Annotated in this window: 24 protein-coding genes; 7 read left to right on the forward strand and 17 right to left on the reverse strand. The window is 69.9% G+C overall.

Translation table 11 applies throughout. The annotated features are described in order from the left end of the window. The first annotated feature begins 80 nt into the window (after positions 1-80). Together MXB53_RS13235 and MXB53_RS13240 are read left to right on the forward strand one after the other, a co-directional pair. On the forward strand, positions 81-1112 hold the full coding sequence (locus MXB53_RS13235; RefSeq protein ID WP_248898014.1) for a zinc metalloprotease: 1032 nt from the start codon (positions 81-83) through the stop codon (positions 1110-1112). Beyond that, complete coding sequence (locus MXB53_RS13240) at positions 1112-1387, forward strand: WNWW family protein (protein WP_248898015.1); 276 nt, start codon at positions 1112-1114, stop codon at positions 1385-1387. The genes MXB53_RS13235 and MXB53_RS13240 overlap by 1 nt, the downstream gene beginning before the upstream one ends. Here the strand turns inward: MXB53_RS13240 and MXB53_RS13245 are convergent. Next, complete coding sequence (locus MXB53_RS13245; RefSeq protein ID WP_248898016.1) at positions 1384-2682, reverse strand: cobyrinic acid a,c-diamide synthase; 1299 nt, start codon at positions 2680-2682, stop codon at positions 1384-1386. The genes MXB53_RS13240 and MXB53_RS13245 overlap by 4 nt on opposite strands. 216 nt (positions 2683-2898) lie before the next feature. Between MXB53_RS13245 and MXB53_RS13250 the strand changes: the two genes are divergently transcribed. Next, positions 2899-3687, forward strand: coding sequence for a CbiX/SirB N-terminal domain-containing protein (locus MXB53_RS13250; protein ID WP_248898017.1), 789 nt, complete (start codon positions 2899-2901; stop codon positions 3685-3687). A gap of 15 nt (positions 3688-3702) precedes the next feature. Here the strand turns inward: MXB53_RS13250 and MXB53_RS13255 are convergent, their stop codons facing one another. From MXB53_RS13255 to cobN, 3 genes are read right to left on the reverse strand one after another with little or no spacing between them, the layout of a single operon-like run. Continuing rightward, positions 3703-4470 (reverse strand): cobalt-precorrin-7 (C(5))-methyltransferase, encoded by a 768-nt coding sequence (locus tag MXB53_RS13255; protein WP_248898018.1) that lies wholly within the window; start codon positions 4468-4470, stop codon positions 3703-3705. Continuing rightward, the gene (locus MXB53_RS13260; protein ID WP_248898019.1) at positions 4467-5144 is read right to left on the reverse strand and encodes a precorrin-8X methylmutase; all 678 of its coding nucleotides are present in this window, start codon (positions 5142-5144) and stop codon (positions 4467-4469) included. Before MXB53_RS13260 ends, MXB53_RS13255 begins: the two co-directional genes overlap by 4 nt. A gap of 54 nt (positions 5145-5198) precedes the next feature. Continuing rightward, positions 5199-9146, reverse strand: a complete 3948-nt coding sequence (gene cobN, locus MXB53_RS13265; RefSeq protein WP_248898020.1) for a cobaltochelatase subunit CobN — start codon at positions 9144-9146, stop codon at positions 5199-5201. A 34-nt stretch (positions 9147-9180) separates the two neighbouring features. On the opposite strand from cobN, the gene MXB53_RS13270 reads away from it, so the two are divergent. Genes MXB53_RS13270 through MXB53_RS13280 form a run of 3 tightly spaced genes read left to right on the forward strand, consistent with a single transcriptional unit; the run spans position 9181 to position 12275 of the window. Continuing rightward, positions 9181-11307 (forward strand): VWA domain-containing protein, encoded by a 2127-nt coding sequence (locus MXB53_RS13270; RefSeq protein ID WP_248898021.1) that lies wholly within the window; start codon positions 9181-9183, stop codon positions 11305-11307. Positions 11308-11364: 57 nt separating this feature from the next. Then, the gene (locus tag MXB53_RS13275; protein WP_248898022.1) at positions 11365-11553 is read left to right on the forward strand and encodes a CbtB domain-containing protein; all 189 of its coding nucleotides are present in this window, start codon (positions 11365-11367) and stop codon (positions 11551-11553) included. Next, the gene (locus MXB53_RS13280; RefSeq protein WP_248898023.1) at positions 11553-12275 is read left to right on the forward strand and encodes a CbtA family protein; all 723 of its coding nucleotides are present in this window, start codon (positions 11553-11555) and stop codon (positions 12273-12275) included. Before MXB53_RS13275 ends, MXB53_RS13280 begins: the two co-directional genes overlap by 1 nt. Here the strand turns inward: MXB53_RS13280 and MXB53_RS13285 are convergent. The 12 genes from MXB53_RS13285 to cbiT are packed head-to-tail and all read right to left on the reverse strand — an operon-like array spanning position 12272 to position 21787. Beyond that, positions 12272-12802, reverse strand: a complete 531-nt coding sequence (locus MXB53_RS13285; protein WP_248898024.1) for an OsmC family protein — start codon at positions 12800-12802, stop codon at positions 12272-12274. The genes MXB53_RS13280 and MXB53_RS13285 overlap by 4 nt on opposite strands. A 21-nt stretch (positions 12803-12823) precedes the next feature. Continuing rightward, positions 12824-14092 carry an outer membrane protein assembly factor BamB family protein gene (locus tag MXB53_RS13290; RefSeq protein WP_425601209.1) on the reverse strand — a complete coding sequence of 423 codons (1269 nt, stop codon included), beginning with the start codon at positions 14090-14092 and terminating at the stop codon, positions 12824-12826. Positions 14093-14152: 60 nt separating this feature from the next. After that, the gene (locus MXB53_RS13295; protein ID WP_248898026.1) at positions 14153-14524 is read right to left on the reverse strand and encodes a DUF3209 family protein; all 372 of its coding nucleotides are present in this window, start codon (positions 14522-14524) and stop codon (positions 14153-14155) included. A 2-nt stretch (positions 14525-14526) separates the two neighbouring features. Continuing rightward, positions 14527-15777, reverse strand: coding sequence for a CbiX/SirB N-terminal domain-containing protein (locus MXB53_RS13300; protein ID WP_248898027.1), 1251 nt, complete (start codon positions 15775-15777; stop codon positions 14527-14529). Beyond that, a complete protein-coding gene (locus MXB53_RS13305) occupies positions 15774-16439 on the reverse strand; it encodes a cobalamin biosynthesis protein (protein WP_248898028.1) in 666 nt (221 codons plus the stop codon). Before MXB53_RS13305 ends, MXB53_RS13300 begins: the two co-directional genes overlap by 4 nt. Continuing rightward, the gene (locus MXB53_RS13310; protein ID WP_345779729.1) at positions 16436-16669 is read right to left on the reverse strand and encodes a ferredoxin; all 234 of its coding nucleotides are present in this window, start codon (positions 16667-16669) and stop codon (positions 16436-16438) included. Before MXB53_RS13310 ends, MXB53_RS13305 begins: the two co-directional genes overlap by 4 nt. Continuing rightward, positions 16666-17661 carry a precorrin-3B C(17)-methyltransferase gene (gene cobJ / locus MXB53_RS13315; RefSeq protein WP_248898030.1) on the reverse strand — a complete coding sequence of 332 codons (996 nt, stop codon included), beginning with the start codon at positions 17659-17661 and terminating at the stop codon, positions 16666-16668. Before cobJ ends, MXB53_RS13310 begins: the two co-directional genes overlap by 4 nt. Before the next feature lie 2 nt (positions 17662-17663). Continuing rightward, entirely contained in the window at positions 17664-18584 is a 921-nt protein-coding gene (locus MXB53_RS13320; protein ID WP_248898031.1) for a precorrin-3B C(17)-methyltransferase, read from the reverse strand. Beyond that, positions 18581-19558 (reverse strand): cobalt-precorrin 5A hydrolase, encoded by a 978-nt coding sequence (gene cbiG / locus MXB53_RS13325; RefSeq protein WP_248898032.1) that lies wholly within the window; start codon positions 19556-19558, stop codon positions 18581-18583. The genes MXB53_RS13320 and cbiG overlap by 4 nt, the downstream gene beginning before the upstream one ends. Before the next feature lie 2 nt (positions 19559-19560). Next, positions 19561-20424, reverse strand: a complete 864-nt coding sequence (locus MXB53_RS13330) for a cobalt-precorrin-4/precorrin-4 C(11)-methyltransferase (protein WP_248898033.1) — start codon at positions 20422-20424, stop codon at positions 19561-19563. Next, on the reverse strand, positions 20421-21236 hold the full coding sequence (locus MXB53_RS13335) for a cobalt-factor II C(20)-methyltransferase (RefSeq protein ID WP_248898034.1): 816 nt from the start codon (positions 21234-21236) through the stop codon (positions 20421-20423). Before MXB53_RS13335 ends, MXB53_RS13330 begins: the two co-directional genes overlap by 4 nt. Further along, positions 21233-21787, reverse strand: coding sequence for a precorrin-6Y C5,15-methyltransferase (decarboxylating) subunit CbiT (gene cbiT, locus MXB53_RS13340; RefSeq protein ID WP_248898035.1), 555 nt, complete (start codon positions 21785-21787; stop codon positions 21233-21235). Before cbiT ends, MXB53_RS13335 begins: the two co-directional genes overlap by 4 nt. 138 nt (positions 21788-21925) lie before the next feature. On the opposite strand from cbiT, the gene MXB53_RS13345 reads away from it, so the two are divergent. Then, complete coding sequence (locus tag MXB53_RS13345; RefSeq protein ID WP_248898036.1) at positions 21926-22732, forward strand: DUF7839 domain-containing protein; 807 nt, start codon at positions 21926-21928, stop codon at positions 22730-22732. Positions 22733-22735: 3 nt separating this feature from the next. On the opposite strand, the gene MXB53_RS13350 is transcribed toward MXB53_RS13345, so the two are convergent. Beyond that, complete coding sequence (locus tag MXB53_RS13350; RefSeq protein ID WP_248898037.1) at positions 22736-23968, reverse strand: MBL fold metallo-hydrolase; 1233 nt, start codon at positions 23966-23968, stop codon at positions 22736-22738.

Consider the following 23968-nt stretch of genomic DNA (forward strand, 5'->3'; position numbering starts at 1 on the left):
AATCAGACGGCCGCCGATAAAAAGCACGTCGAAAGAGAGCGTGGGAAACCGCTTTTCCGCGCTCGCCACCCAGGCCAGGCATGAACGGCCGCGCCCTCGCACTCGTCTGTCTGGTGGTGCTCGCGGGCTGCGTGACGCCGATAGAGCCCGGAACGTCGGGCGAACCGGCGTCGCCGACGGCGACACCCGCGACGGCATCGGGGGAGCGGCCCGCAACGGAGTCGACGGCCGTGCCGGGATCGAACCCCTGGGGGACCGAACCGATCGTGGTCGCCGTCCGCAACGAGGGAACGCGCGAGCTGGCGTTCGCATCGCTGGTGCGCGAGGCGGCGGCCTTCTGGGAAGCCAACGAGCGGTATCTCGGCTTCCCGGTGCGCTACGAGGTGCGCCCGGACGCCCCGGACCCCGACCTCGTGGTGGCGTTCACCGACCGGATTCCGGACTGTGGCGGGACCCGGGACGCGGTGGGATGTGCGCCACGGATCACGGACTCGCGGATGATCGACCGCCCGGAGACGGTGTGGGTGAAAACCGGGCTCTCGAACGAGTCGACGGTGCTGGTGACGAAACACGAACTCGGGCACACCCTGGGGCTGGGGCACGACGACCCGCCGCGTGACGTGATGCAGGCGTCGTCGGTCCTCTACACCGAACCGCAACCGAACGCGACCGAACGGGCGTTCCCGTGGCCCGACGGCAACTTCACCGTCCACGTCGCCGCCGAAGACGCCGCGGACCCCGCGGGCGCCGACCGGCAGGTCGACCACGCGCTGACGTACTACGAGGACGACCCGCCGGGGATGCCGACGAATCTCACGTTCGACCGGGTCGACGCCGACGCCGAGGTGCGGATCCTGTTCGGCGCGACGCCCGACTGCCGCGCGTCGAGCGGTTCCTGCGTGAGCACGTACGGCACCGACCCCGACGGCGACGGCGCCATCGAGGAGTACACCCGCGTCGAGATCAGACTCGTCGGCCTCGACACGGAGGCGGTGGGCTGGCACGTCGGCTACTGGCTGGCGCACGTCTTCGGCGCTGAACCCGACGGCGAGAAACCGCCGCCGTTCCAGGACGCGAGTTACCGCGAACGCCGGAGCGCGTGGTGGGCGTAGTGGACGAGGCGCGCCTCGAAGCCGAACTCGAACGGACGTTCGCGGCGAGCGAGGGCGAGCGACGCGCGGTGGTCCGGGCGGCGCGCGACCTGGCCGACTCCGGCCGTCTCACGGCCGACCGCGGCGAACCGCCGGCGGTCGACGCCCTCGTCGCGGAACTGCGGGACGCCCCCGAGGGGTCGTCGCTCGCCGAGCGCTGGAACTGGTGGCTGGGGGCGCTGGAGATCGCCTACGACGGTGGCTACACGGAATTCCAGGTGCGTCGCTACGACTAGAGGGCGTCGAGGAAGGCGTCGAACGCCCCGCTCTCGGCGTGAAGATGGGCGTAGGTGCCGAGCGTCCGGTGGGCGGTGAGTCCGTCCTGACCATCAGCGATGCCGTCGCCGCGGACGACGTCGAACGCGAAGCGGGCGTCGGCGTCGACATCCGCGCTGGAGTAGTGGAACTCGTGGCCGCGCCGCGTCTCGCCGCCCGCCGCGGTGAGGGTGTCGGTCCGGGCGTGGAGTTCGACGTGGTCGAGCGCCTGGTAGCGGTCGTGCATCCGCACGTCCGCGGGGAGGACACCCGCCATCGCGTGGGTGTCGCCGTCGGCGGTCGTCAGCGACCGCGAGAGCGCCATCAGCCCGCCACACTCGCCGAGGACGGGCAGGCCGTCGCTCGCGCGGTTGGCGAGCGTCGCCAGCGCGGGACTGCCCGCGAGGGCCGCGCCGTGGAGTTCGGGGTAGCCGCCCGGCAGATAGACGCCGTCGCAGTCGGGCAGGTCGTCGCCGGCGGTGGGGGCAAAGGTCGTCACGTCGGCGCGGGCGCGGAGGCGTTCCAGGGTCGCCGGGTAGCAGAAGCGAAAGGCGTCGTCGCGGGCGACGGCGAGGCGGCCGCCGGTCGCCGGTCCTGGGTCGGGGACGGCAACACGAGGCGGTTCGCGGGCGACGTCGCGAAGCCGGTCGGTCCGTATCGTCTCCGCCGCCGCGTCGAGCGCATCGTCGTCGAGGGGTGCCTCAGCGCCCATGTGGAGACCGAGGTGGCGGTCCGGTATCTCCAGGTCGCCCTGGGGCGGGATCCGGCCGAAGTAGTCGAGGCCGTCGGAAAGGGCCTCGCGGATGCCGTCGGCGTGGCGGCCGCCGTGGGCGCGCTGAGCGAGGACGCCCGCGACGTCGATGTCGCGCCCCGCCTCGGCGGCGTAGCGCTCGAAGCCGAGCGCCGTGGCGGCGACGCTCTCCATCCCGGCCTTGGCGTCGACGACGAGCACGACGGGGAGGTCGAGCGCCTCGGCGACGGCGGCGGTGCTGGAGCCGTCACCGTCGTACAGCCCCATCACGCCCTCGACGACGCAGACGTCGGCGTCGCTCCGATAGTAGTTGCGGCGGACGCCGTCGACGCCTTCCAGCCACACGTCGAGCGTGCGGGAGGGCCGGCCGGCGACGGCTTCGTGGTGGCTCGGGTCGATGAAGTCCGGGCCGGCCTTCGCCGGCTGGACCGTCGCTCCGTCGGCTTCGAGCGCCCGAATGACGGCGAGGGTCGCGACGGTCTTGCCGACGCCCGACCGCGTCCCCGCGAGGACGACGCCTCTCACGCCACCCTCCGGTCGCGGTGCGGTCGAGCGGGCAGTCCATCGACGGTCGCTCGCGTCGGTATCACGGGTCGACGTGGGTGCTGGGGGCACATCTACCTGCTGGTGCCGGGAGGGGAGTGCCCGCTTCCCGAACTTATTTGTCGGTCGGCAGTGTGCGCTAACTCAAGCCCGGTTTTTCTAACTCAATGGAAATTGAGTTCAACCGGGAACATACAGATGACACGCGAAACAGTCCTGCTCGTCGGACGGCGGGCGGAGAACACCGAGGACGTGTTGGAGACCCACGCGCGACGGTTGCGAGAGCGGGGCGTCGCCGACGCCGTGCGGACGGCGACGTACGAGCACGAACCGATTCGCGAACTGCGCGAGTCCCTGTCGGCGCTGTCGGCCGACCGCGTCTACGCTCTCCCGATGTGCCTCGCACACAGTTACGAGACGACCGAGGATATCCCCGCGGCATTGTCGTACGTCCCGGGGACGGTCCATTACGGCGAACCGGTCGGGCGGAGTCCGGCCGTGACGGGCGTCGTGGAGCAGCGAGCGGCGGCACAGGTGCCCCCGGCGGCGTCGGCGTCGCTCGTTCTGATCGGTTTCGGCAACAGTTCACAGCCGTACCACCGGCAGGCGGTCGAGTATCACGCCGATCGCCTGCGCGAGCGGACGGCCTACGGCGAGGTGCGGACGTGCTTCCTCCTCCAGAACCCCGCCGTCGAATGCGTCCGGTACAACGTGACGGGGGATCGGACCGTCGCCGTCCCGCTGTTCGTCACGCGGAGCGACGCGACCGAACGAGAGATTCCGGCAAAACTCGAACTCGACCGCGGCGGCATCGAGTACGCCGATCCGCTCGGCACCCACGCCCACGTGACCGACGCGCTCGAAGCCGAGGTGGCCCGCCAGCGCGTGTTGGCGACGGCCGACGACGGCACGCCGACCACGTTCGAGTCGACGCTCACGCAGTCGCGGACGCCGCTCGCCACGGACGGCGAGGGGCTGGACGACTGAATTATCGCCGCCCCATTACTCCGACCCGTCGCGCCGAACCGCGAACACCGACAGGTCCGAGAAGGGCGTGTCCGACGGGTCGGCGCCGCCCGCGTGCGTCGCCAGGTCGCCGAGCGTCGTGCGCGTGATGGCCTCGTCGTCGTGGGTCAACCGTTCCAGCACCAACGCCGTCGTCCTGGGTGTTGCGCCGGCGTCAAGCAAATCGGCGGCGATATCGCCGGGCATCCAGTCGTAGGGTCGGGGCAGGACGAGCAGGTGGCGGTCACCCACGTCTGCGCGCAGGCGGTCGAGGTCCGCATCGAGCGACCCGCTCTTGTGGAGCGTGACGAACGTCGTCGCCTCCATCGGCGTCCGGGCGCGACTCGCGGCCACCTGGAGCGAGGAGATGCCGGGGATCACCTGCACCGGCGCGTCGACGGCGGCCTGCACTTTCCCGACGAACTGGTAGCCCGAATGGTTGGGGTCGCCCATGAGGACGGCCGTCCCCGTGTCGCCCGTAGCGACCCGGTCGGCGAAGGTATCGAGCGTCTCGGCCTCGTCCGCGTAGCCACAGGTGAGCCAGTCAGCATCAGTCGAAACGGCTCCGCGAGCGACATCGACCACCGTCTCGAAGCCGACGACGGCGTCGGCCTCCCGAATCGCGCGCCGCGCCCGCGGCGTCAGATACTCGGGGTTGCCGGGGCCGACGCCGACGGCGTAGACGGGCGTGGCGTCGGTAGCGGCTTCCGGGTCCGCCGCCGCGATATCCGCGGGATCCGGCCCGGAATCGAGGTCGACGGTCACCGGTCGACCTCGCCGTTCCGGACGTCGCTGGCGACGTGGACGAGTTCGTTCGTCAGGCCGGCGGCCAGGCCGCTCCCGCCGCGGCGACCCACGTTCGTCACCGTCGGCACGCCGTGCTCGCTGGCGACGGCGCGCAGGCGCTTCCGGCTCTCGGCGGCCTTGACGAAGCCAACGGGCGTGGCGACGACGACGGCCGGGCGCGTGCCGTCTTCGATGCAGTCCGCGAGGGCGAGGGCGGCCGTGGGGGCGTTGCCGACGACGGCGATGGCGTCGTCGTAGACGCCCTCGCGGTCGAGTTCGAGCACCGAGGCCGCGGTGCGGGTCATCCCCGTCTCCGCGGCCAACTCGCTCCCGTTGCCGATGGCCTTCCGCACCGGGCAGTCGTGACCGCGGCCGGTGATACCCGCTTTCACCATCGTGATGTCGGTGACGATGGGGCGCTCGTCGAGGACGGCCCGGGCGCCGGCGCGGACGGGGTCGTCGTCGGTGTCGCCGGTGAAGCGAATCAGGTGCTGGAACTCGGGGTCGCCGGTGGCGTGGACCGACTTCGCCCGGATGCGGTCGGCCAGCGTCTCCTGGGGGACGAGTTCGTGGACGCGGTCCATGCTCGTCTCCGCGATCTCCATCGCGTTCTCGGTGGTGGCGCCGAGGTCGGCGTACTCCTCAGTCGTCATCGCTCTCCCTCCCGATGACGACGCGTAACGGCAGACGACACGCGACGCCCGACCTCAGTCGTCATCGCTCGCCACCTCCGCAGCGTCGGAATCGGCCGTCGCACGCGCCTCCAGGTCGCCGTCGACGCGCAGGTTGAGGTCGCGCAGGCGGTCCTCGGTTTCCTCGTCGGCGTCCCAGAGGTCGCGGTCGATGGCCTCCAGCAAGGTGTCCGTGATGCTCGCGAGCGCCCACGGGTTCACGTCCCGAAGCCACTCCTGACGGTCGGCGTCGAAGGCGTACTTCTCGGCGACTTCATCCCAGAGGTGGTCGCTGACGACGCCCGTCGTGGCGTCCCAGCCGAGGGCGACATCGACGGTCGTCGAGAGGTCGCCCGCGCCCTTGTAGCCGTGTTCCGCCATGCTGTCCAGCCAGTTCGGGTTGAGGACGCGGGCGCGCATCGCCTTGCGCACCTTCTCCTCGTTGGTGTAGACGTCGACGTGGTCGGGGTCCGAGGAGTCGCCGACGTAGGAGGCCGGTTCGCTCCCCGACACCTCCGTGACGGCGGTGATGAACCCGCCGTGGAAGGCGTACCAGTCGGAGGAGTCGAACTCGTCCTGTTCGGCGGTGTCCTCGATTTTCACCGTCGCCTCGACGGTGCCGAGGCGGCGCTCGAAGGCGTCGTGGGCCTCCGAGACGCGGCCGCGGGAGCCGAGGGCGTAGCCGCCCCACTGGACGTAGACGTCGGCAAGATCGGACTTGTCGTCCCAGTTGCCCTCGTCGACGGCCTTGTTCGTCCCCGCGCCGTAGCCGCCGGGACGGGTGGTGAAGACGCGGTGGGACGCCGCCGTCTCGGCGTCGTCGGGGTCCATCCCCTCCGCGACCAGTTCGTCTTGCTCCTCCTCGACGTGCTTTTTCACGTAGTTCATGGCGTGGGGTTCGTCGAGAGCGACGACGGCGTCGACGGCGTCGTGAATCACGCTCGCGGCCTGCGGAAAGGCGTCGCGGAAGAGGCCGGAGACGCGCGTCGTCACGTCGATGCGGGGGCGGTCGAGTTCCTCCAGCGGAATGGGCGTCACGTCGTCGACGCGGCCCGCGTCGGTCCACTCGGGTTCGACGCCCATCAGCGCGAGCACCTGCGCGACCGTCTCGCCCCGGGTGCGAACGGTGGGGGTGCCCCACGCGACGACGCCGATTTCCTCGGGGTACTCACCTTCTTCGTCTCGGTGGCGCTCCGCCACCCCGTCGGCCACCTCGCGACCGACCTGCCACGCGCTTTTCGCGGGCACTTTGCGGGGGTCGAGCGTGTAGAAGTTTCGTCCCGTCGGCAACAGGTCGACGCCGCCGCGAGTGGGCGCGCCGCTCCCGCCGGGCGGGACGTACTCGCCGTTCAGGGCGTCGGCCGTCCGGGGAATCTCCGTCTCCGCGCCGGCGACGCGGGGGGCCGCCTCCTCGCAGATGTACGCGAGGACGGTCCGCAGGTCGTCGTGGGCGCCGGACTTCGCCCGCGCGTCGCCGAGGGGGTCGATGTCGACGACGAGGAGGTTCATGTTCACCTCGTCATGGGGGCCGGCGTCGCGCTCCGATTCGGGCACGTCGAAGCCGTGTTCGGCGAGCGTCTCGACCAGTTCGCGACTCGTCTCGTACACCGCGTCGGCGGCCTGGGCGTAGGTCATGCCCAGGTCCTCGTCGTCGGTGCCCGGTTCGTCGAGCATGCGCTCGTAGTCGACGCCGAGGACGCCAGCGACGCTCTCGCGGAGGCTCGGCGCGCCCGGGTTCTCCAGGCGCGTGAGCGCGACCAGATACTCCACGAGGCGGTCGTCGATTGGCGGTTCGCCCATCGTGTGCAGACCCAGGCGGATCTGGGTCGTCTTCACGTCGGTCAGGTAGGCGTGAATCCGCTCGACGAGTTCGTCGATAGGGAGGTCGTCGCCCGTCACGTCCCCTTCGGCGAGCGTCGACCCCGCGGCGTCGGGGCCGCGCACGTCGGCTTGCTCGTCGACCGTGCCCTCGATACCGAGTTCGAGCGCGAGGTCGAGCTCGTCGACCGCCTCGCGGATCATGGCTTCGAGCGCCTCGCCGTCGTCGGTGCGGGCGTCCTCCATCCCCGCCTCCCGGTAGCGGTCGGCGAGTTCTTCGAGTTCGGCCAGGTCGTCGTACGTCCCCGCGTTACCCATGACGGGGGTGAGGTAGTCGACGATGGCGGCGTAGGACCGGCGCTTGGCCTGCGTCCCCTCGCCGGGGTTGTTGACGATGTAGGGGTAGACGTTGGGCAGGTCGTCGACGAGGCCGTCGGGCGCGCTCGCGCCGTCGAGACCGACGGTCTTGCCGGGGAGCCATTCGAGCGAGCCGTGCGTGCCGAGGTGGACGACGGCGTCGGCGTCGAAGGAGTGGCGGAGCCACGCGTAGAAGGCCACGTAGTCGTGGGGTGGCTGGAGGTCGGAGTCGTGGTACACCTTCGAGGGATCCATCCCGAAGCCGCGGGGCGGCTGGACGGTGACGAGGACGTTCCCGAACTCGACGCCGGGGATGGCGAATGGGCGGTCCGGCGGGTCGCCCCACTCCTCGATCACGTTCTCGCGGAGGCCCTGGTTCACGCCGTCGAACCAGTCGCGGTACTGGCCGGGAGAGACGGTGTCGACGCTCAGGTCGCGCACGTCCTCTGGAGCGACCCAGCGGTCGTCGAGGGTGAGTTGGGCGGTGAGACGGTCGATGAGGGTGGCGCCGTCGGGTGGCGTTTTGCCGCCGTCTCGCGGGTCGCGACTCTCCCCGCTCGACCCATCCGAGGCGCGTGGCGCCTCGCCCAGGTCGTAGCCTCGACTCCCGAGTTCCTCCAAGAGATTCACCGTGCTCTCGGGCGTGTCGAGGCCGAAGGCGGTGCCGATGCCGTCGTCGCTCGGCGGGTAGTTGTGGAGGACGACGGCGACCCGTTTCTCCTCGTTGGGGGTGTGACGCAGGCGCGCCCAGTTGACGGCGAGGCGGGCGGCGTGGTCCACCCGGTCGTCGACGGGAAAATGCTGCTTCGGTGCGGTGCCGATGCCGGCGTCGTCGTCGGTTCGTTCCTTCCCGCTGATGGGGTGGGTGATGACGTTGCCGTCGAACTCCGGGAGCGCGATGGAGAGCGCGAGTTCGAAGCCCATGACGCCGGTGTCGCTGGCGGCGTAGCGGGAGCGAGAGCGCATCGTCGTCACCGTCTGGAGGACGGGCACGCCGAGGCGATCCAGGAAGACGTCTTCGGCCGAGTCGCCCTCGTCGTCCGCGGCCCGACCGCGTTCCTCCATCGACAGGGAGAACATGAACGAGGAGAGCACGGCGTCGACGACGGGGTCGCCGTCGTCCAGGAGCCAGGTATCCGTGACCCACTCCGCGTCCTCCTGTTCCTCGGTGTCGGTCGCGGGGTTACAGAAGATGGGGAGGGCGTCGGCGCCCTCGGCCTCGATGGCGCGCACCTGCGCGTCGACGTAGCGGGTGTTCTCGTGGGTCCAGTGGGATTCGTAGAACCAGACCGCGACGGTGGGGGTCGCGGGGTCGAACGTGGCCACGAGTTCGTCGTACGTGGCTCCGGGGTGGTCGGGGTGATAGACGCCCTCCGTGGGCAGCGCGACGGGGTCGTCGTGGGCGCGGTCGGCGGACGAGTAGGTGTCGACCAGAAACCGGACGCAGTTGGCGACGTTGCTGGCGCCGCCGCGGTCCAGATACTCGTATACTTTGTCGCGGTGGTCCGGCGAGACGGTGGTGTCCTCCACGGCGTAGGCGTCGCCGGTGGACTTGACGACGAGGGGGACGCCGGCGGCGTCGAGGCGGTCCACGACGCGGTCGTAGCCGGGCATGCTCTCCTCGGAGCCGTGGAGCCACAGGACGACCGCCGTGGCGTCCTCGACGGCGTCGACGAACGCCTCGATTGCCGCCTCGTCGTCCAGGTCGCTCTCGGACCGGGCAATCAGGTCGGCGTCGACGTCGCTCGCGGCGCGTTGGACCGCCCCCAGTTCGTTCTCCGTCGCAGTGTACAGGCCGATGGTAGGCATAACGTTGTTAAACCTCTGTTGAGTTACTGCAATCATGGTTGCGAACGCCGGGGGCAAAAACCCTTGGGGAATCCGGGGTGAGGGGGGCGATTTCGGCGATATCGTCGGGCAGCGCGAGCTCAAGCACGCTTTACTCGCAGTGGCGGCGAACGACGCCCTCGATGGCCTCCTCGTCCGCGGCGAGAAGGGGACGGCGAAATCGACGGCCGTCCGGGCGCTCGCGGACCTGCTCCCCGACCAGCGGGTCGTCGCCGACTGTCCCTACGGCTGTCCGCCCGACGACCCAGCTCGGCAGTGTGAGACCTGTCGGGAGCGGTCGGATCCGCCGACCGCCGAGCGGCCCGTTCCGCTCGTGACGCTCCCCCTCGGCGCGACGCGGGAACGCGTCGTCGGGACGCTCTCCGTTGCCGACGCCCTCGACGGCGACTACGAGTTCGATCCCGGCCTCCTCGCGCGGGCCAACCGCGGCATCCTCTACGTGGACGAGGTGAACCTGCTGGACGACCACCTCGTCGACGTGTTGCTCGATGCGGCCGCGAGCGGGGTCAACCGCGTCGAACGCGACGGCGTGAGCGTCGCCCACCCCGCGGCGTTCACGCTCATCGGGACGATGAACCCCGAGGAAGGCGACCTGCGGCCGCAGCTCCGGGACCGCTTCGCCCTCCAGGCGACGGTGACGGGGTGTGCGGACCTGGATCAGCGCGTCGAAATCATCGACCAGGCGCTCGGACGGAACGAGGGAAGCGGTCCCGAAGACGGGGAGCACGGCGAACGTCTCCGGACGGCGCGGAAGCGTCTGGCCGACGTGAACCTACCGCCCGCGTTCACCCGCGACATCGCGGAGTGCTGCCGTGACGCCGGCGTCGAGGGACACCGCGCGGACATCGCGATGGCGCGGGCCGCCCGAACCTTCGCCGCCCTCGACGACCGCCCGACGGTCATCGAATCGGACGTGCGCCGGGCGGCAGAGCTCGCCCTGCCCCACCGCCTCCAGTCCCGGCCGTTCGAGGACGCACCGGACCCCGAATCGGTCGTCGACGACCACTTCGAGGACGGGAACGACGCCGCGGACGACGAGGCGGGGAGCGACGGCGACAGCGACGGGGCGGACGGCGAGTCGGAGGCCGAAGGCGGTGACGGCACCGCGAGCGAGGACGGCGAGCCCGACGACGCCGCCGACGGCGGCGCTCCGGAACCGGACGGCGACGACGAGGGCGACGAGCGACCGGCCGGCAACGCGCCGTCGCCCGCCAGTGACGGGGGGAACGACGAACCCGACGACGGAGCCGGTGACCGAAGCGACGGAGAGGGCGACGAGTCCCGCGACGAACCCGACGACGGCGCGGACGACGAGGCCACGCCCCTCGTCCCCGGCGAACGCCGGGCGGACGTGGGTGAGAGTCGCGCCCCGTCGCTCCCCGAGATGACGGCCGACGACGACGCGGACGGAACGGGGCGAGCAGGGGCGCGGGCCGGGACGGACGGCGCCGGTCCGCGCGTCCGAACTCAGCGAGCGGCGGCGGATCGGAGCGTCGACGCCGCGGCGTCGGTGCGGGCGGCCGCCGCTCGGGGCGGCGACGGGGTCGAATCGCGGGACCTGCGACAGTCGGTGCGGGCGGCGGAGGCGTCGACGCTCGTCGTCTTCGCGGTGGACGCGAGCGCGTCGATGCGCCGCGCGATGCGGGCGGCGAAAGGGACGGTGCTCGAACTGCTCGAAGACAGCTACCAGCAGCGCGACCGGGTCGGGTTCGTCGCCTTCGCGGGCGAGGGCGCGGACGTGTTGCTCCCGCCGACGGACAGCGTCACCCTCGCGGCGCGACACCTGAAGGACCTCCCGACGGGCGACCGGACGCCGCTGCCGGCCGGGCTACAGACGGCGAGCGACGTCATCGAGCACGCGGATCCGGCCGCGAGCGTCGTCGTCTGTGTCACCGACGGCCGGGCGAACGTCGCCGACGGGAGTCCGCTCGCGGCGACCCGGCAGGCCGCGGACCGCCTGGCCGCCCTCGGGGCGCGCGTCGTCGTCGTCGACGCGGGGGAGGATACCCGCGCCGGCGTCGTCCCGGAACTCGTCGAGCGAACGGACGGGTACCACGTCCCCCTCGACGCGCTGTCGGCCGACGCCATCGACGCCGCGGCGGGCGCCGCAAATAAACCGTAGTTTCGCCGGAGCGAAAGTTTTACAACCATACTTTTCCTGTTCCAACTGTGTTTTAGTATGGCGGCCGCCAACGACTCGGTCCACGGTCGGATCGAACACGCACGCATCGAACTGACGCCGGCGCGGGTCGCCGCGGGGGTTGCCCTCGTGGCCGCGCTGGGGTTCCTGCTGCTGTTCATGCAGGATCCGATGGTTCACGACTCGCTCCACAACTTCCGTCACGCGGCGGGCGTCACCTGTCACTGATGCTCACCGCGCACCTCGCGCGCGGCCTGAAAGCGGGGGCTGTCGCCGGCCTCGCGTTCGGCCTGTTCATGGCGTTCGTCGGGAATCCCGTCGTCGCCCACGCCGACGCGGTGGTCGAGGGAGCACACGCCCACGGCGCCGGCGGTCACACCGGGCCGTCGCTCACGACGCTCGTAAGCGTCGGCGGCGGCGTCCTCTGGGGCGTGCTCGCCGGCGCCGTCTTCGGGGTCGCCTTCTTCGTCCTCGAACCGGCGATCCCCGCCGACGGCGGCGTTCGGAGCTACCTCCTCGCCGCCGCTGGCTTCGTCACCGCCTCGGGCGCACCGTGGCTCGCCCTCCCGCCCGCCGTGCCCGGCGTCGAGGCGACCCTGCCGACGCGGACGCGTCTGCTCGTCTACGGCGGGATGATGGTCGCGGGCCTCCTCGCCTGCCTGCTCGCGGGAGCGGCGTATCACCGCGCGAGCGACCGATACGGACGGCGCGAGGGCGTCGTCGCGGCGGCCGCGCCGTTCGTCGGCGTCGTGCTGGTGGCGACGCTCGTGCCCGCGTCGACGGCCCCGACCGGCGCCGTCTCGCCCGAGCTCACCGCCGCGTTCCGCGGCGTGGTCGTCTTCGGGCAGGTGACGCTTTGGGCCGTCCTCGCGGTCACCCACGCGTGGCTTCACCGCCGAGGGCGAGCGGAACGCCGGCGGGCGCGGACGCCCACGGCGACGACGGATTAGTTCTCCAGCGGCGTCCCGTTGACGACCGTCGTTCCGTCCAGATCGAGCGCCTTCGAGAGCGTCCCGTGAACGTAACAGCAGGCCTCGGCGGCCCGAACGAGGTCGCGAACGTCGTCTCGGGACGCGTCGGTCCGAATCGTGGTCGTGTACGCTATCTCCTCGAACGACGCGGGGTCGTCCAGAAAGCCGAGGCCGCCCCGGCGGTCGATCTCGCTGTCGACATCGACCGCGAGTTCGTCGAGCCCGATCCCCATGCGGATAGCGTTACGGACGTACTGCGCCTGAAGACAGAAGGCGAAGCCGGCGAGGAAGTAGCGCAGTGGTCGCGGGGCGGTGCCGGTGCCACCGATCTTGGAAACGGGTTCGTCGGCGTCGAAGACGAAGCCGTCCGCTCTGGCGCGGGCGTGATAGTTGCGAATCGTCTCGGTGTCGACGCTCGGGTGACCGGATTTGAGCTTCCTCGCGTTTCGCAACCCCTCGATGCGTCTGTTCAGCCGCTCCTGTAGCGTCGTGTCGACGACGGACATGAAACGGCAGAGGAGGGAGGCTCAGTTAGTGGTTGTGACGTGCAGGCGGTAGGCGCCGCGTCGCTCCCCGTTGTCGTGGTAGCGAACGGGTTCCTCAATGGCCGCGACCCGCCCGTCAGCGGCCGCGACGGCCGTGGTGATTCCGTCGGTGGCGACGTGGCGGATATCGCCCGCCGCGACGTCGGCGATGCGGACGCCGTGAACCTCGGGATCACGGGTGCGAAACCCCTGCGCGACGGGGATGGCGACCCGATCCGCCGTCGCGACGAGACCGGTCGCGAACCCGCCGAGCGACGCCGACCACCGCTGGTCGCCGTCGGCCGCGTAGCCGAAGGCCGCCGTCGCGCGGTCGTGCGTGCCCTCGGTTTCCCGTCCCTCGACGGCGTAGGTGTTGCCCGTGACGAAGACGACGCCCGCCGGCGTCGCGTGGACGTGATTCGGATAGGCGTACCGCGTCTCGTCCCCGACCACCGTCGGCGTCGCCAGATCCACGCGCCAGCGCACGTCGCCGCCGCGGTCGAGACGGTAGCCGCGGAAGTCGGCGTGGCTGGTGACGGCGAGGCCGTCGGAGAGAAAGGACACGTCGCCCACCCGTCGGTCGCCGGAGCGTTCGAGGGCATCGGTCGTAGGCGGGTTCCAGCACTGTCGTTCCGCGCCCGTCGCCGCGTCGAGGACGACCAGGCCCGCGTCGTGGTCGCCCGGACACCGATTGTAGGCGACGGCGACCCGGTCGGCGTCGGTGGCGAGGGCGATGGGCGAGGCGTCGGTTCGGTAGCGCCAGGCCACCCGTCCATCGGGGGCGAGCGCCAAGACGACGCTCTCGAACGCTCGCTCGCCGCCGGCGTCGCCGGCGCGTTCGTACCGCCGTGCGGCGACGTACGCGTAGTCGCCTCCCACCACGATGTCGGCGACATAGGGGAGGAAGAAGCGGGTGTCGCGGGTGGGAGCGCCGACCGTTTCGCTGGTGTCGTGACGCCACCGCACCGCCCCGGTGTCGGCGTCGTGCAGTCGAACCGCACCGCACGGGCTTCGCTCGCCGACGAGGACGCCGCCCGCGAAGGGAGCGGCCGACACGACGCTCGTCGACTCGCGGGCACAGCACGCACGCCAGCGCTCGGCGAGCGTCGACGGATCGACTCCGAGGCAGTCGCCGTCGGCGCGGCCGGCGACGATCACGTCGTCGGCGAGGGCGACGGCCGACCGCTGCCCGGCGTGGCGCGACCCGGCGGAATCGATCGATCCGAGGTCGACGGCGTCGGTCACGGACTCAGACGGTTTATTGTAAGTCATTACCGGTGGGCCGCTGGGACGGTTCGTCGAACCGCCGGTGAACAGTTACAATAATCCGTCTCATTCATCCACCGGGAACGCCTCGTGCAGGAGGTCGTGGGTCTCGCCGAGGCCGGCGAGGACGTCCTCGCCCTGCGCAGTAAGGCGGTGGACCGCCCGCTCGGCGTCGCGGACGGCGACGAGGCGCCCGCGGAGATAGTCGTATTCGGGGGCCGTCTCGTCGGCGTCGGCGATTTCGGCCTCGAGGTCGACCAGCGCGGCGTCGAGGTGGCGCTCGATTTCGGCGAGCGAGTCGGCCTCGGCCAGCGCCTCGATGGGGCCGTCGAGATGCCCCTCGAGTTCGGTTTCGGCGTGTTCGCGCGCGCTTCGGTCCTCGGTGCCGAGGACGTTCATCAGTCCGAGTCGGAGTGCTTCGATTTCGTGACAGGTCATGGTTACAGGGTTTGATCGACGAGTTCGGAAACGATTCGGTCGCGGTCGAGGTGGTCGCCGACGATGCGTTCGGCGTCGGCGGCGTCGACGCCGCCGTACCAGACGCCGTCGGGGTAGACGGCCACCATCGGGCCGTCGCCACAGCGCCCGAGACACGACGACCGGGTGATGCGGGCGTCGCAGGCGTCGGAGTCGCGCGCGGCCTGGCGGAGGCGTTCGAGGACGGCGGGCGCGCCGTCGGCCGCGCACGTCTGGTTCGTACAGACCGCGACGTGTTTTGCGGGGGCGTCGTGGACGTGCGGGTCGTCGTCGACGTTCTCGCGGTCGGCGTGGGTCTCCTGATGGGTGAGCGCGCGGAGCATCGCCCGCGCGCCGCCCACGTCCTCCTCGTAGCCGTCGAGTTCCACCTTGTACTTGCAGGTGTCACAGGACATATCCACGCTGTCGGTGCGGGCGGCCTGCCAGCGGTCGCCGAGAACGTCAAGCAGGCGGGAGTCGGTGCCGAGCGGGTCGCCCGCGCCCGCGTCGACGTAGGGGTAGTCGTCGTCGAACTCGGCGGCACCGTCGCGGATGCGCCCCGTCAGCACGCCGTCGCCGAGCATGTACGGGAGGACGGCGACGGCATCAGGGCGGCGCTTGGCGACGGCGTGCAGGCGCTCGTCGAGGCGGGGTTCGGTGACGCCGATGAAGGCCGGTTGGACGGTCGAAAACTCGCGGCCCTCCGCGAGCAGGCGGGCGAGTTTCGCCACGTCGGCGTTGGCGTCGGGGTCGCTCGATCCCCGGGCACAGAGGACGACGGCCACGTCGTCAGTGGCGCGGTCGACCCCCAGCTCGGCCTCGACGGCGGCCGCCCGGTCGTCGAGGAGGTCCACGATGGCCGGATGGATGCCGAGATGCGACCCGTTCTGAATGGTGAGTTCGGGGTGGGTCGCCCGCGCCCGTTCGACGGCGAGGGGCACGTCGTTCTTGACGTGGCTGGCCGCAAAGAGCGAGAGATGGACGACGGTGATGGCGGAGACGGCGGGCGCGAGGCCACCGATGGCCTCGGGAATCGACGGCTCCGCGAGTTCGAGAAAGCCGGCGTCGACGGGGACGCCGAGGCGGTCCTCCAGCGCCGTCGCGAGCGTGCGCACCTGCTCGTTCGATTTCTCGCGGCGCGATCCGTGGCCGACGAGCAACACCGCCTCGTCGTCGAGGGCGGCGGGGCCGTCGGTCGGTATCGCGTTCGTCGAATCGTCTGTGCGCCCGCTCATGCGTCGATGCGGTCCAGGCTCCGCAGGAGTTTCGCGCGCCGCGACGGGGCGAACAGGCCGCTCTCCTCGCTGTCCTCGTAGAGCCACGGGCCGAGGTCAGAAGCCGCAGCATCGGCGACGCTGAACCAGTAGCCACCGGAGGAACTCTCCGACACCTCGCCGGTCGGCGCGTCGACGGGGATGGCCGAGAGCAGGGCGTCGATGCGTTCGAGGAGGCGACGGTCGTCGTGGACGAATGAGATGCCCACCGCGTCCGACGAGGACTTGAAACAGACGGTGCCACAGCCTTCGAGCAAGCCGCGGAGGAGTTGGCGGCGGTGGTCGTCGAAGGTGTCGAAGCGGTAGCCGCCGGGGTCGCCGTCGATGGGTAGGCCGAAGGCGGCGCTCGCACGCTCCGCCAGGTCGCCGAACACCTGCACGGTGAACTCCTCTTCGGCGCGCGTGATGGAGGTGTCGTGGGCGTAGTCGCGTTCGACGATGCGCTCGTCGATGGCCTGGGCGCCCGCGATGGCCGCGAGGCGCTCCGCCGCTGTCTCGTCGTTCGTCCGCACGGTCACGCAGTCGGCGGTCAGTTCGCCGTCGCCGACGACACGGCCCCAGAAGTACGCCGTCTCGGGATGGCCGGCGAGCAGGTCCGAGGGGGGGTCGAGCGTGGTCGTCACGGCTTCCCCTCCTCGACCGTGATGGCGTCGACCGGACAGGCCGCGGCCGCGTCGCGGGCGTCGGCGAGTCGGTCGTCGTCGCAGTCGACGGTGACCGTCGCCTCGCCCGTCGCGCCTTCGACCGTCGCGAGGCCGTCGTCGGCCTCCACGAATCGGTCGTCACGGACGAGACAGGCGAAGATGCCCTCGCAGGCCCCGCGGTCGAGATGGATCTGATAGCGGGTCATCAGTAGTCGTACTTGCTCTCGTAGCCCCGCGGCGTGACCATGCGGTCGTCCCAAACGTAGGTGTCCTCGTTGCCGACGATGATGGTCGTCGTCATGTCGATGAGGTCGGTCTCGCCGAGGTCCTCCAACTCGCCCAGGTCGACGATTTCGGTCGTCTCGTCCTCGCGGCCCGCGCCGTGGACGATGCCGACCGGCGTCTCCGGGTCCCGGTGTTCCAGCAGGATCTCACAGCATTTCTGGAAGTTCTCGCGGCGCTTCCGACTCCAAGGGTTGTAAATCGAGATGGTGAAGCTCTCCTTGGCGGCGGCGTGGAGGCGGGACTCGATGGTCGGCATCGAGGTCAGGTGATCCGACAGCGAGATGCTCACGGTGTCGTTCACGAGGGGGGCGCCGAGGCGGGCGCCACAGGACTGCGCGGCGGGCACGCCCGGCACCACCTCGAAGTCGACCATCGACGCCGTCGCGCCTTTGGATTCGAGGATTTCGAGCGCGAGGCCCGCAAGCGCGTAGACGTTCGGATCGCCGCTCCCGATGATGGCCACGTCGTTGCCGGCGAGGGCGCGGTCGATGGCCTCCTCGGTCCGCGAGACTTCGCCACACATCGGCGTGTCGTACAGTTCGTCCGCCGACTCGGTCACCTCGTCGGGCAGGAGGTCGACGTAGGTGGTGTAGCCGACGATGTGTTCGGCGTCCAGCAACGCCCCGCGGGCGCGCTGGGTCATTCCCTCCGGTTGCCCGGGACCGAGGCCGATGGCGACCAAGCGACCGGGGTCGGCGTCGAAGTCGTTGACGGTCGATTCGACCTGTTTCTCGGTCGATCCGCCGCCGCAGGACGACGAGGGCGAATCGCTCGTCGTCGAGGTGGAGGCCCCGCACTTCGATTCCGTTTCGGTCTCCGTTGTCGATGCGCCACATTTGGACTCCGTTTCGGTCTCTGTGGTCGACGCGCCACAGTTCGATTCCGTCTCAGTGTCGATGGTGTCGTCCGTGCTCATGGTTAGAAGTCGTCGACGTCACGCCCGCCGCGCGGGGTGACGAGGTGTTTGCCGTGGTCGTTCTCCCAGACTCGGGTCTCGTGATTGCCGACGATGATGGAGGTGCCCATGCCCCCCACCTCGTCGTCGTGGTCGGTCGCCCGGTCCAGGGTGGTGATGGTCTCCGTCTCGTCCTCGCGGTTGCGGCCGGCCGACCCGCGGCCAGCGTCGTTGACGATGGCGATGGGCACGTCGTCGGCGCGCTCCTCCCGGATAACCCCGATGGCGCGTTCGTAGTCCCGCCAGCAGTTGTAGAGGACGATGACGAAGCCGCTGATGGCGGCCGCGCGGAGTTTCTCCTCGATTTCGTCCCAGCCCCGCCACTTATCGGACAGCGAGACGGTGCAGAAGTCGTTCGAAAGGGGCGCGCCCACGTTGGCCGCGCCGCCGAGGGCCGCCGTGACGCCCGGAACGATTTCGAGGGGGATGTCCGTCGCCCCGTCTTCGTCGGCCATCAGGTAGAGCAAGTCGCTCTTGCCGTAGACGTTCGGATCGCCGCCGGAGACGTGAACGACGTCTTCGCCCGCGCGCACCCGCTCGAACGCCTCGCGCGCGAGTTCGATCTGTTGGCCCATCGACGACCGAACGATTTCCTGGCGGTGGCCGTTCGGCCGGACGGCGACGTGGCCCTCGGCGTCGGTGTGGGTGCTCTCGACGGACTGCGCCGCCGCCTCGCTCCCGCCGTCAGCAACCGCGTCCTCCGGCGGGATGGTGCCGTCGCGGCGGAGGAACTCCTGGTAGAGGTTCGACGCGATGACGCAGTCCGCGGTGGCGATGACGTCTTTCGCGCGCTGGGTCATCGCGTGGGGGAGGCCGGGACCGATGCCGACGACGTAGAGGGTTCCCAGGTCGTCAGCGTCAGCGTCCGCCTCGACACCGCTCATCGCCCCACCGCCACGGTCACCGCGTCGTCGAAGCGTTCCTTCTCCCGCAGGAGATCGTGGTCGCGGCCGCCGGCGATGGCCGACGCCTCCGCGATGCCCGGCCAGCCGATGAGTTCCTTCGAGCGCGAGGGCGACGGTCCCTCGAACTCCTCCAGGGTCGCCTTTTCGAAGAGGACGACGCCGAGGTCCGCCTCTTGGGCCGCCTCGTACAACCCTTCCTCGCCCTCCTTGCGGGTGCCCGTGGCGACGAAGTCCACGTCGTCGAGGGTCAGCCCGCAGTCGGCGAGGGCGGCGTCCCAGGCGTCGCGAACCTGGTCGGCGTCGACGCCCGACACCGTGCCGGTACCGAGGACGACGCCCTCGTCGCCGTTGCGCTTGAGGACGGTCACGTCGTCGCCGACGAGGACGGCGCGGGGACCGTCGAGGCGGGCGACGGGGCCGAGGTTCTCGTTCAGTACGGCGAGGTTGGTCGCGACCGTCGAATCGCCGTTGACGACGTGGGTGTCGAGGGCTTTGGCCTTGCTCTCGACGCCCTGTTTGCCCGCCGCCTCGCTGGCCGTCGTCATCGCGGGCACGGCGCCGAGTTCGGCCAGGTCGTTCGCCACCTGGTTCGCGCCGTGGTGGCCGCCCGTGATGGGGATGGCCCACGTCAGTTCCTCGTCGACGACGACGATGGCGGGGTCGTCCCACTTGTCGTCGAGGAGGGGCGCCGTCTTCCGCATCGCGATGCCGGAGGCCATGAGGCCGACGAAGCAGTCGTACTCGCCCCAGTGTTCGGCGAAGACGTCGCCGTGGTACTCGATGATGTCGACCGTGTCGTAGCCCGCACCGATGCCGGCCTTGATCTCCTCGGCCGTGTCGAGTTTGCGGCCGAAACTGATGATCGCGATTTCTTCGGCCACCTCGCCGTCGGAATCCGGCGTCGCGCAGTGGCCGCCCGAGTCGTCGCCGTCCGTGGAGTTGTCCGTACTCATGGTTAGTCGTCCGCCTCCGCGTCGCTGCCGTTCGCCCAGTCGCCGTAGAGATAGGAGCGCTCGTAGCCGCCGTCGCCGACCGCCTCGCCGATGATGACCATCGCCGAGGCGCGGTAGCCCGCCTCGGCCACCCGGTCGCCGATGGTGGCAATCGTCCCCTCGATGATGTCCTCGTCGGGCCAGGAAGCGTGGTAGATGACCGTCACCGGCGTCTCGGGGTCGTGGCCCGCGTCGAGGAGGCGGTCCATCGTCTCGCCGACGGCGTGGGTCCCGAGATAGATGCAGGTGGTCACGTCGCCCATGCCCACGAAGTCGGAGATGTGGTCCTCCTCGGGGTCGAGCGTCTTCCCCTGTGGCCGGGTGAAGGCGACGTGGTTGGCGACGCCGTTGAGGGTGAGTTGGGTCCGCAGCGTCGCGCTCGCGGCGAACGCGGAGGTGACGCCAGGGACGATGTACGTCGGCACGCCCTCGTGTTCGAGGGCGTCCATCTGCTCCAACGCTGCGCCGTAGATGGCCGGGTCGCCGCTGTGGAGGCGGACGACGGTCCGGCCGTCCTCGTAGGCGTCGCGCATGAGCGGAACGAGTTCTTCCAGGTCCCGCCCGACGCTCGACACCTGTTCGGCGTCGGCGCAGTACTGGTCGAGGAGTTCGCTGTTGACGAGCGACCCCGCGTGGACCACGAGGTCGGCGTCCTCGACGAGTTCGCGGCCGGTGACGGTGAGCAATCCGGGGTCGCCGGGACCGGCGCCGATGAAGGGAATCCCCTCGCCGTCGCCGGCCGTGCGGTCGTACACCCGGTCGTCGCGAGTGTGGCCGCGGGCCGCCGTCTCGGCGTCGATGGCCGCCTGCGGGTCGGTGTCGGTCATCGCGGGGGCACCTCGGGCACCACGTCGCCACAGGCCTCGCCCTCGGCGAGTTCCCAGGCGATGGGGTCGACGGGGTGGTCCTCGTCGTCGACGCGTTCGCCGCCGTCGGTCACCGTCTCCGACTCCGCGGCGTCGAAGGCGGCGGTGGCGGGGGTCGACTCCAGGTCGCGTTTCTCCGCGTAGGCCAGCGTGTAGTAATCCCTGTCTTCGAGGTCGGTCGGGTCGTCGGTCACGACCGTCTTCCCCTGTTCCATGAACAGGCGACGGCCGTACTGCACGTCGTAGCCGGCGTCGACCAAGGCCTCGTGGGTCGCGGGCACGTCGGTCACCTTGAACAGAATCATCCGGTCGGGACCGGTCGGCGCGGCACCGCGGGCGGCCTCGCGCAGGGCGAGACTCGACCCCGCGGCGACTTCGACGCCCAGCGCGGTGGCGAAAGCGGTGACGGCGCTCACGCCGGGCACGACGTCGAGGTCCACGTCGGGGTGGAAGGCGTCGAGCGTCCGGCGCAGATGGCCGAAGGTCGAGTAGACGTTGGGGTCGCCGAGGGTGACGAAGGCGACGGTGCCGTCGCGGGCCCGCGGCGCGATTTCGGCAGCGGCCGCCTTCCACGCCCGCCGGAGTTCGTCCTCGTCGCGCGTCATCGGGAAATCCAGGTCGCCGATGCGGTCCTCGGGGACGTGTTTCGTCGCAACGGCGCGGGAGAGGCGGCCGGGGGAGTACACCACGTCCGCGTCTTCGAGGATGCGCTTGCCGCGCACCGTCACCAGGTCGCTCTCGCCGGGACCGAGGCCGACGCCGTAGAGCGTCATTGGGCACCTCCGTCGACGCCGCCGACGAGCATGTACACCGGATTGTCCGAGTCGAAACTCGTCGCGCCCGCGAGGTCGTAGCCGTGACTCACCTGGAACTGCACCACCTCGTCGAGGAGGTCGCGGTCGCGGAACGCGCGGGTCGCCTCGCCAGCGACTTCGAGGCGGGAGACGTTCATCACGACGCGGTCCACGCCCGTCTCGACGGCGTGGTCGAGGACGGCGGCGTAGTTGCGACTGCCGCCCAGAAACAGGGCGTCGGCGTCGTCGGGCAGGCCCTCGGGAGCCTCCGCTTCCCGGAGGTCGACGGGCGTCGTCACGTCGTTCGCGTCGAGGTTCTTCCGGGCGACCGACAGGCGGTCGGGCTTGCGTTCGACGGCGGTGACGCGCCCGGCACGACGCGCCGCCTCGACGGTGACGGCGCCGGTGCACGGGCCGACCTCGACGAAGTGGTCGTCGGGCCGCAAGTCGAGTTTGCTTAGGAGGACGGCCCGCACCTCCGCTTTGGTCGGTCCGGCCTTCGCGTCGTGAGGGAGCGCTACGCGGGACATCGTGAGACACAACTCCCGTAGAACGTAAAACAATTTTGGTTGTTTTAGAGAAAGTGTGCTTTCTGATTTGGCCGAGAAAGCGCAACTGCACCGGGATTATGGTAAAGATACTTGAGTACCGGGTCCGGAGTGGGAACGATGGCAGAGAACGCCGACGGCGGGTCGGGCGTCCTCCGAAGCAAACGCTCGGCGACGCGGTATCAGATCCTGGTTGGCATCGCGGAGCGACAACCGGCCGTCAGTCAGCAGGAAATCGCGGACGACATCGGCATCACCGCCCAGGCGGTGAGCGACTACCTGCAGGACCTCATCGAGGAGGGGTACGTCCGGAGCCCCGGCCGCGGTCGATACGAAGTCACCAAGGAGGGCGTCGACTGGCTCATCGGGCAGACGGACGAACTCCGGGAGTTCGTCACCCACGTCTCGGAGGACGTGATCGGACAGGTCGAAATCGAGACCGCGCTCGCGACGGCGCCGATATCGGAGGGCGACGCCGTCTCGCTGTCGATGCGCGACGGCGTCCTTCGGGCGACCCCCGGCGCCGCCGGGAGCACAACCGCAGTTGCGGTCACCGACGCGGCGTCCGGCCGCGACGTTGGCGTCACCGACTTCGAGGGCGTCCTCGACTACGACCTCGGCCGCGTGACCGCCGTGTCGATTCCCCGCGTGCAGGACGGCGGGAGCGACGCCGTCTCGACCGAGACGATCACCGACCACGTCGCCGAAGCCGACCTCCTGGCGACGGCGGGAACCGAAGCGCTCGCGGCCGCGCAGGCGGCCGGGGTCGACCCCGATCTCCGGTTCGGCACGCCACGGGCCGTCCAAGAGGCCGCGGCACGCGGCCTCGACGTCCTCCTCCTCGCCGTTTCGGACGAACTCTCGACCCACCTGGACCGCCTCCGCGAGGGCAACATCAACTACGAAGTCGTCGACACGGCCGAGTAGCGGCTACACCGTGACCGTCTCGCCCAGGTCGGGCGCGGACGCGTCGAAGCCGTCGGCAGCGAGTTCCTCGGCGAACGCCACACAGCGGTCGCCGTGGTTGACCAGTATCTCGGCGTCCCGGTAGGACCCGAGGAGATCGAGGACCCCCTCGCAGTCGGCGTGCGCGGAGAAGTCGTACTGTTCGACCTGTGCGCTGACGGGCATCACCCGACCGTCGATTTCCGCCCGCCCACGCTCCAGCAGGTTGCGCCCGGGCGTCCCCTCGACCTGATACCCCGTCATCGTGATCTTGTTTATCGGGTTCGCCCGAACGGCGGGGATGTACGTCATGGCGGGGCCGCCGGAGAGCATCCCGCTGGTGGTGATGATAGCCACATTCTTTTCGGCAATCCGTTCCCGTTGCCCATCTCTCCCGGTGACGAATCGAGCATGTGACTTTGCTCGCCGAAGGGCCTCCCCATCACGGAGGAAGGCCGGATACTGGCGAAGCGTCTCAGTCACCTGCTTGCCCATCCCGTCGACGTAACAGGGAATGTCGTTCGCCTCACAGATCAGCATCATCTCCTGCGTACGCCCGATTGCAAAGGCAGGAATGACAACCGTACCACCCTCCCACAAGGTCGTTCTGACACTCGTGGCAAACTGCTCTTCCAGATCCTCTCTATTTCCGTGCGTGACATCGGAATACGTGCTCTCACAGACAACAACGTCTGCGGCAGGACGTGCGGTCGCTCCTGCGACGAGTCGCTGATCCTCGGTGTGAAAGTCGCCCGTGTACAGTAGTCGTGTGTCCCCATCGTCAATCAGCACATGTGCGCTCCCGGGGATGTGGCCGGCGTTATAGAAGGTGACCTGGTGATCTGCCGCTTCGAATGTTTCACGGTAGCCGTGTGTTTCGGAAACCTGGGTGACGCGTTTAATTTCTTCCTCAGTGAACGGACAGTTGTACGTACCGCCATGGAGTTTGAGCGTATCACGAGCGAGCGTGAGCGCGAGCTCGCGCGTGGGTGACATCCAATGAATCGGTGGTCGATCATCACCCGAGAGGAGCGACGGAATCGCTCCGACATGATCGAGATGGCCGTGACTGGCGACGACTGCGTCGGGGCTGGGTGATGCGACAGGGAACTGGGGTGGGGTAGCACTCTTCATTCCGAAATCAAGCAGGAGAGAACCGTTGACGAGAACAGCACTACGCCCAATTTCCTCAGCCCCACCCAGAAACCGAATATCCAT

Source organism: Haloplanus sp. XH21, assembly GCF_023276355.1.
Classification (GTDB): domain Archaea; phylum Halobacteriota; class Halobacteria; order Halobacteriales; family Haloferacaceae; genus Haloplanus; species Haloplanus halobius.

Bases quoted from the DNA above. Each gene is read 5' to 3' on its own strand.
- MXB53_RS13235 (WP_248898014.1), top strand. From the start codon at position 81: ATGAACGGCCGCGCCCTCGCACTCGTCTGTCTGGTGGTGCTCGCGGGC.
- MXB53_RS13250 (WP_248898017.1), top strand. From the start codon at position 2,899: ATGACACGCGAAACAGTCCTGCTCGTCGGACGGCGGGCGGAGAACACC.
- MXB53_RS13260 (WP_248898019.1), bottom strand. From the start codon at position 5,144: ATGACGACTGAGGAGTACGCCGACCTCGGCGCCACCACCGAGAACGCG.
- cobN (WP_248898020.1), bottom strand. From the start codon at position 9,146: ATGCCTACCATCGGCCTGTACACTGCGACGGAGAACGAACTGGGGGCG.
- MXB53_RS13270 (WP_248898021.1), top strand. From the start codon at position 9,181: ATGGTTGCGAACGCCGGGGGCAAAAACCCTTGGGGAATCCGGGGTGAG.
- MXB53_RS13275 (WP_248898022.1), top strand. From the start codon at position 11,365: ATGGCGGCCGCCAACGACTCGGTCCACGGTCGGATCGAACACGCACGC.
- MXB53_RS13280 (WP_248898023.1), top strand. From the start codon at position 11,553: ATGCTCACCGCGCACCTCGCGCGCGGCCTGAAAGCGGGGGCTGTCGCC.
- MXB53_RS13285 (WP_248898024.1), bottom strand. From the start codon at position 12,802: ATGTCCGTCGTCGACACGACGCTACAGGAGCGGCTGAACAGACGCATC.
- MXB53_RS13290 (WP_425601209.1), bottom strand. From the start codon at position 14,092: ATGACTTACAATAAACCGTCTGAGTCCGTGACCGACGCCGTCGACCTC.
- MXB53_RS13295 (WP_248898026.1), bottom strand. From the start codon at position 14,524: ATGACCTGTCACGAAATCGAAGCACTCCGACTCGGACTGATGAACGTC.
- MXB53_RS13300 (WP_248898027.1), bottom strand. From the start codon at position 15,777: ATGAGCGGGCGCACAGACGATTCGACGAACGCGATACCGACCGACGGC.
- cobJ (WP_248898030.1), bottom strand. From the start codon at position 17,661: ATGAGCACGGACGACACCATCGACACTGAGACGGAATCGAACTGTGGC.
- MXB53_RS13320 (WP_248898031.1), bottom strand. From the start codon at position 18,584: ATGAGCGGTGTCGAGGCGGACGCTGACGCTGACGACCTGGGAACCCTC.
- cbiG (WP_248898032.1), bottom strand. From the start codon at position 19,558: ATGAGTACGGACAACTCCACGGACGGCGACGACTCGGGCGGCCACTGC.
- MXB53_RS13330 (WP_248898033.1), bottom strand. From the start codon at position 20,424: ATGACCGACACCGACCCGCAGGCGGCCATCGACGCCGAGACGGCGGCC.
- MXB53_RS13335 (WP_248898034.1), bottom strand. From the start codon at position 21,236: ATGACGCTCTACGGCGTCGGCCTCGGTCCCGGCGAGAGCGACCTGGTG.
- cbiT (WP_248898035.1), bottom strand. From the start codon at position 21,787: ATGTCCCGCGTAGCGCTCCCTCACGACGCGAAGGCCGGACCGACCAAA.
- MXB53_RS13345 (WP_248898036.1), top strand. From the start codon at position 21,926: ATGGCAGAGAACGCCGACGGCGGGTCGGGCGTCCTCCGAAGCAAACGC.
- MXB53_RS13350 (WP_248898037.1), bottom strand. From the start codon at position 23,968: ATGGATATTCGGTTTCTGGGTGGGGCTGAGGAAATTGGGCGTAGTGCT.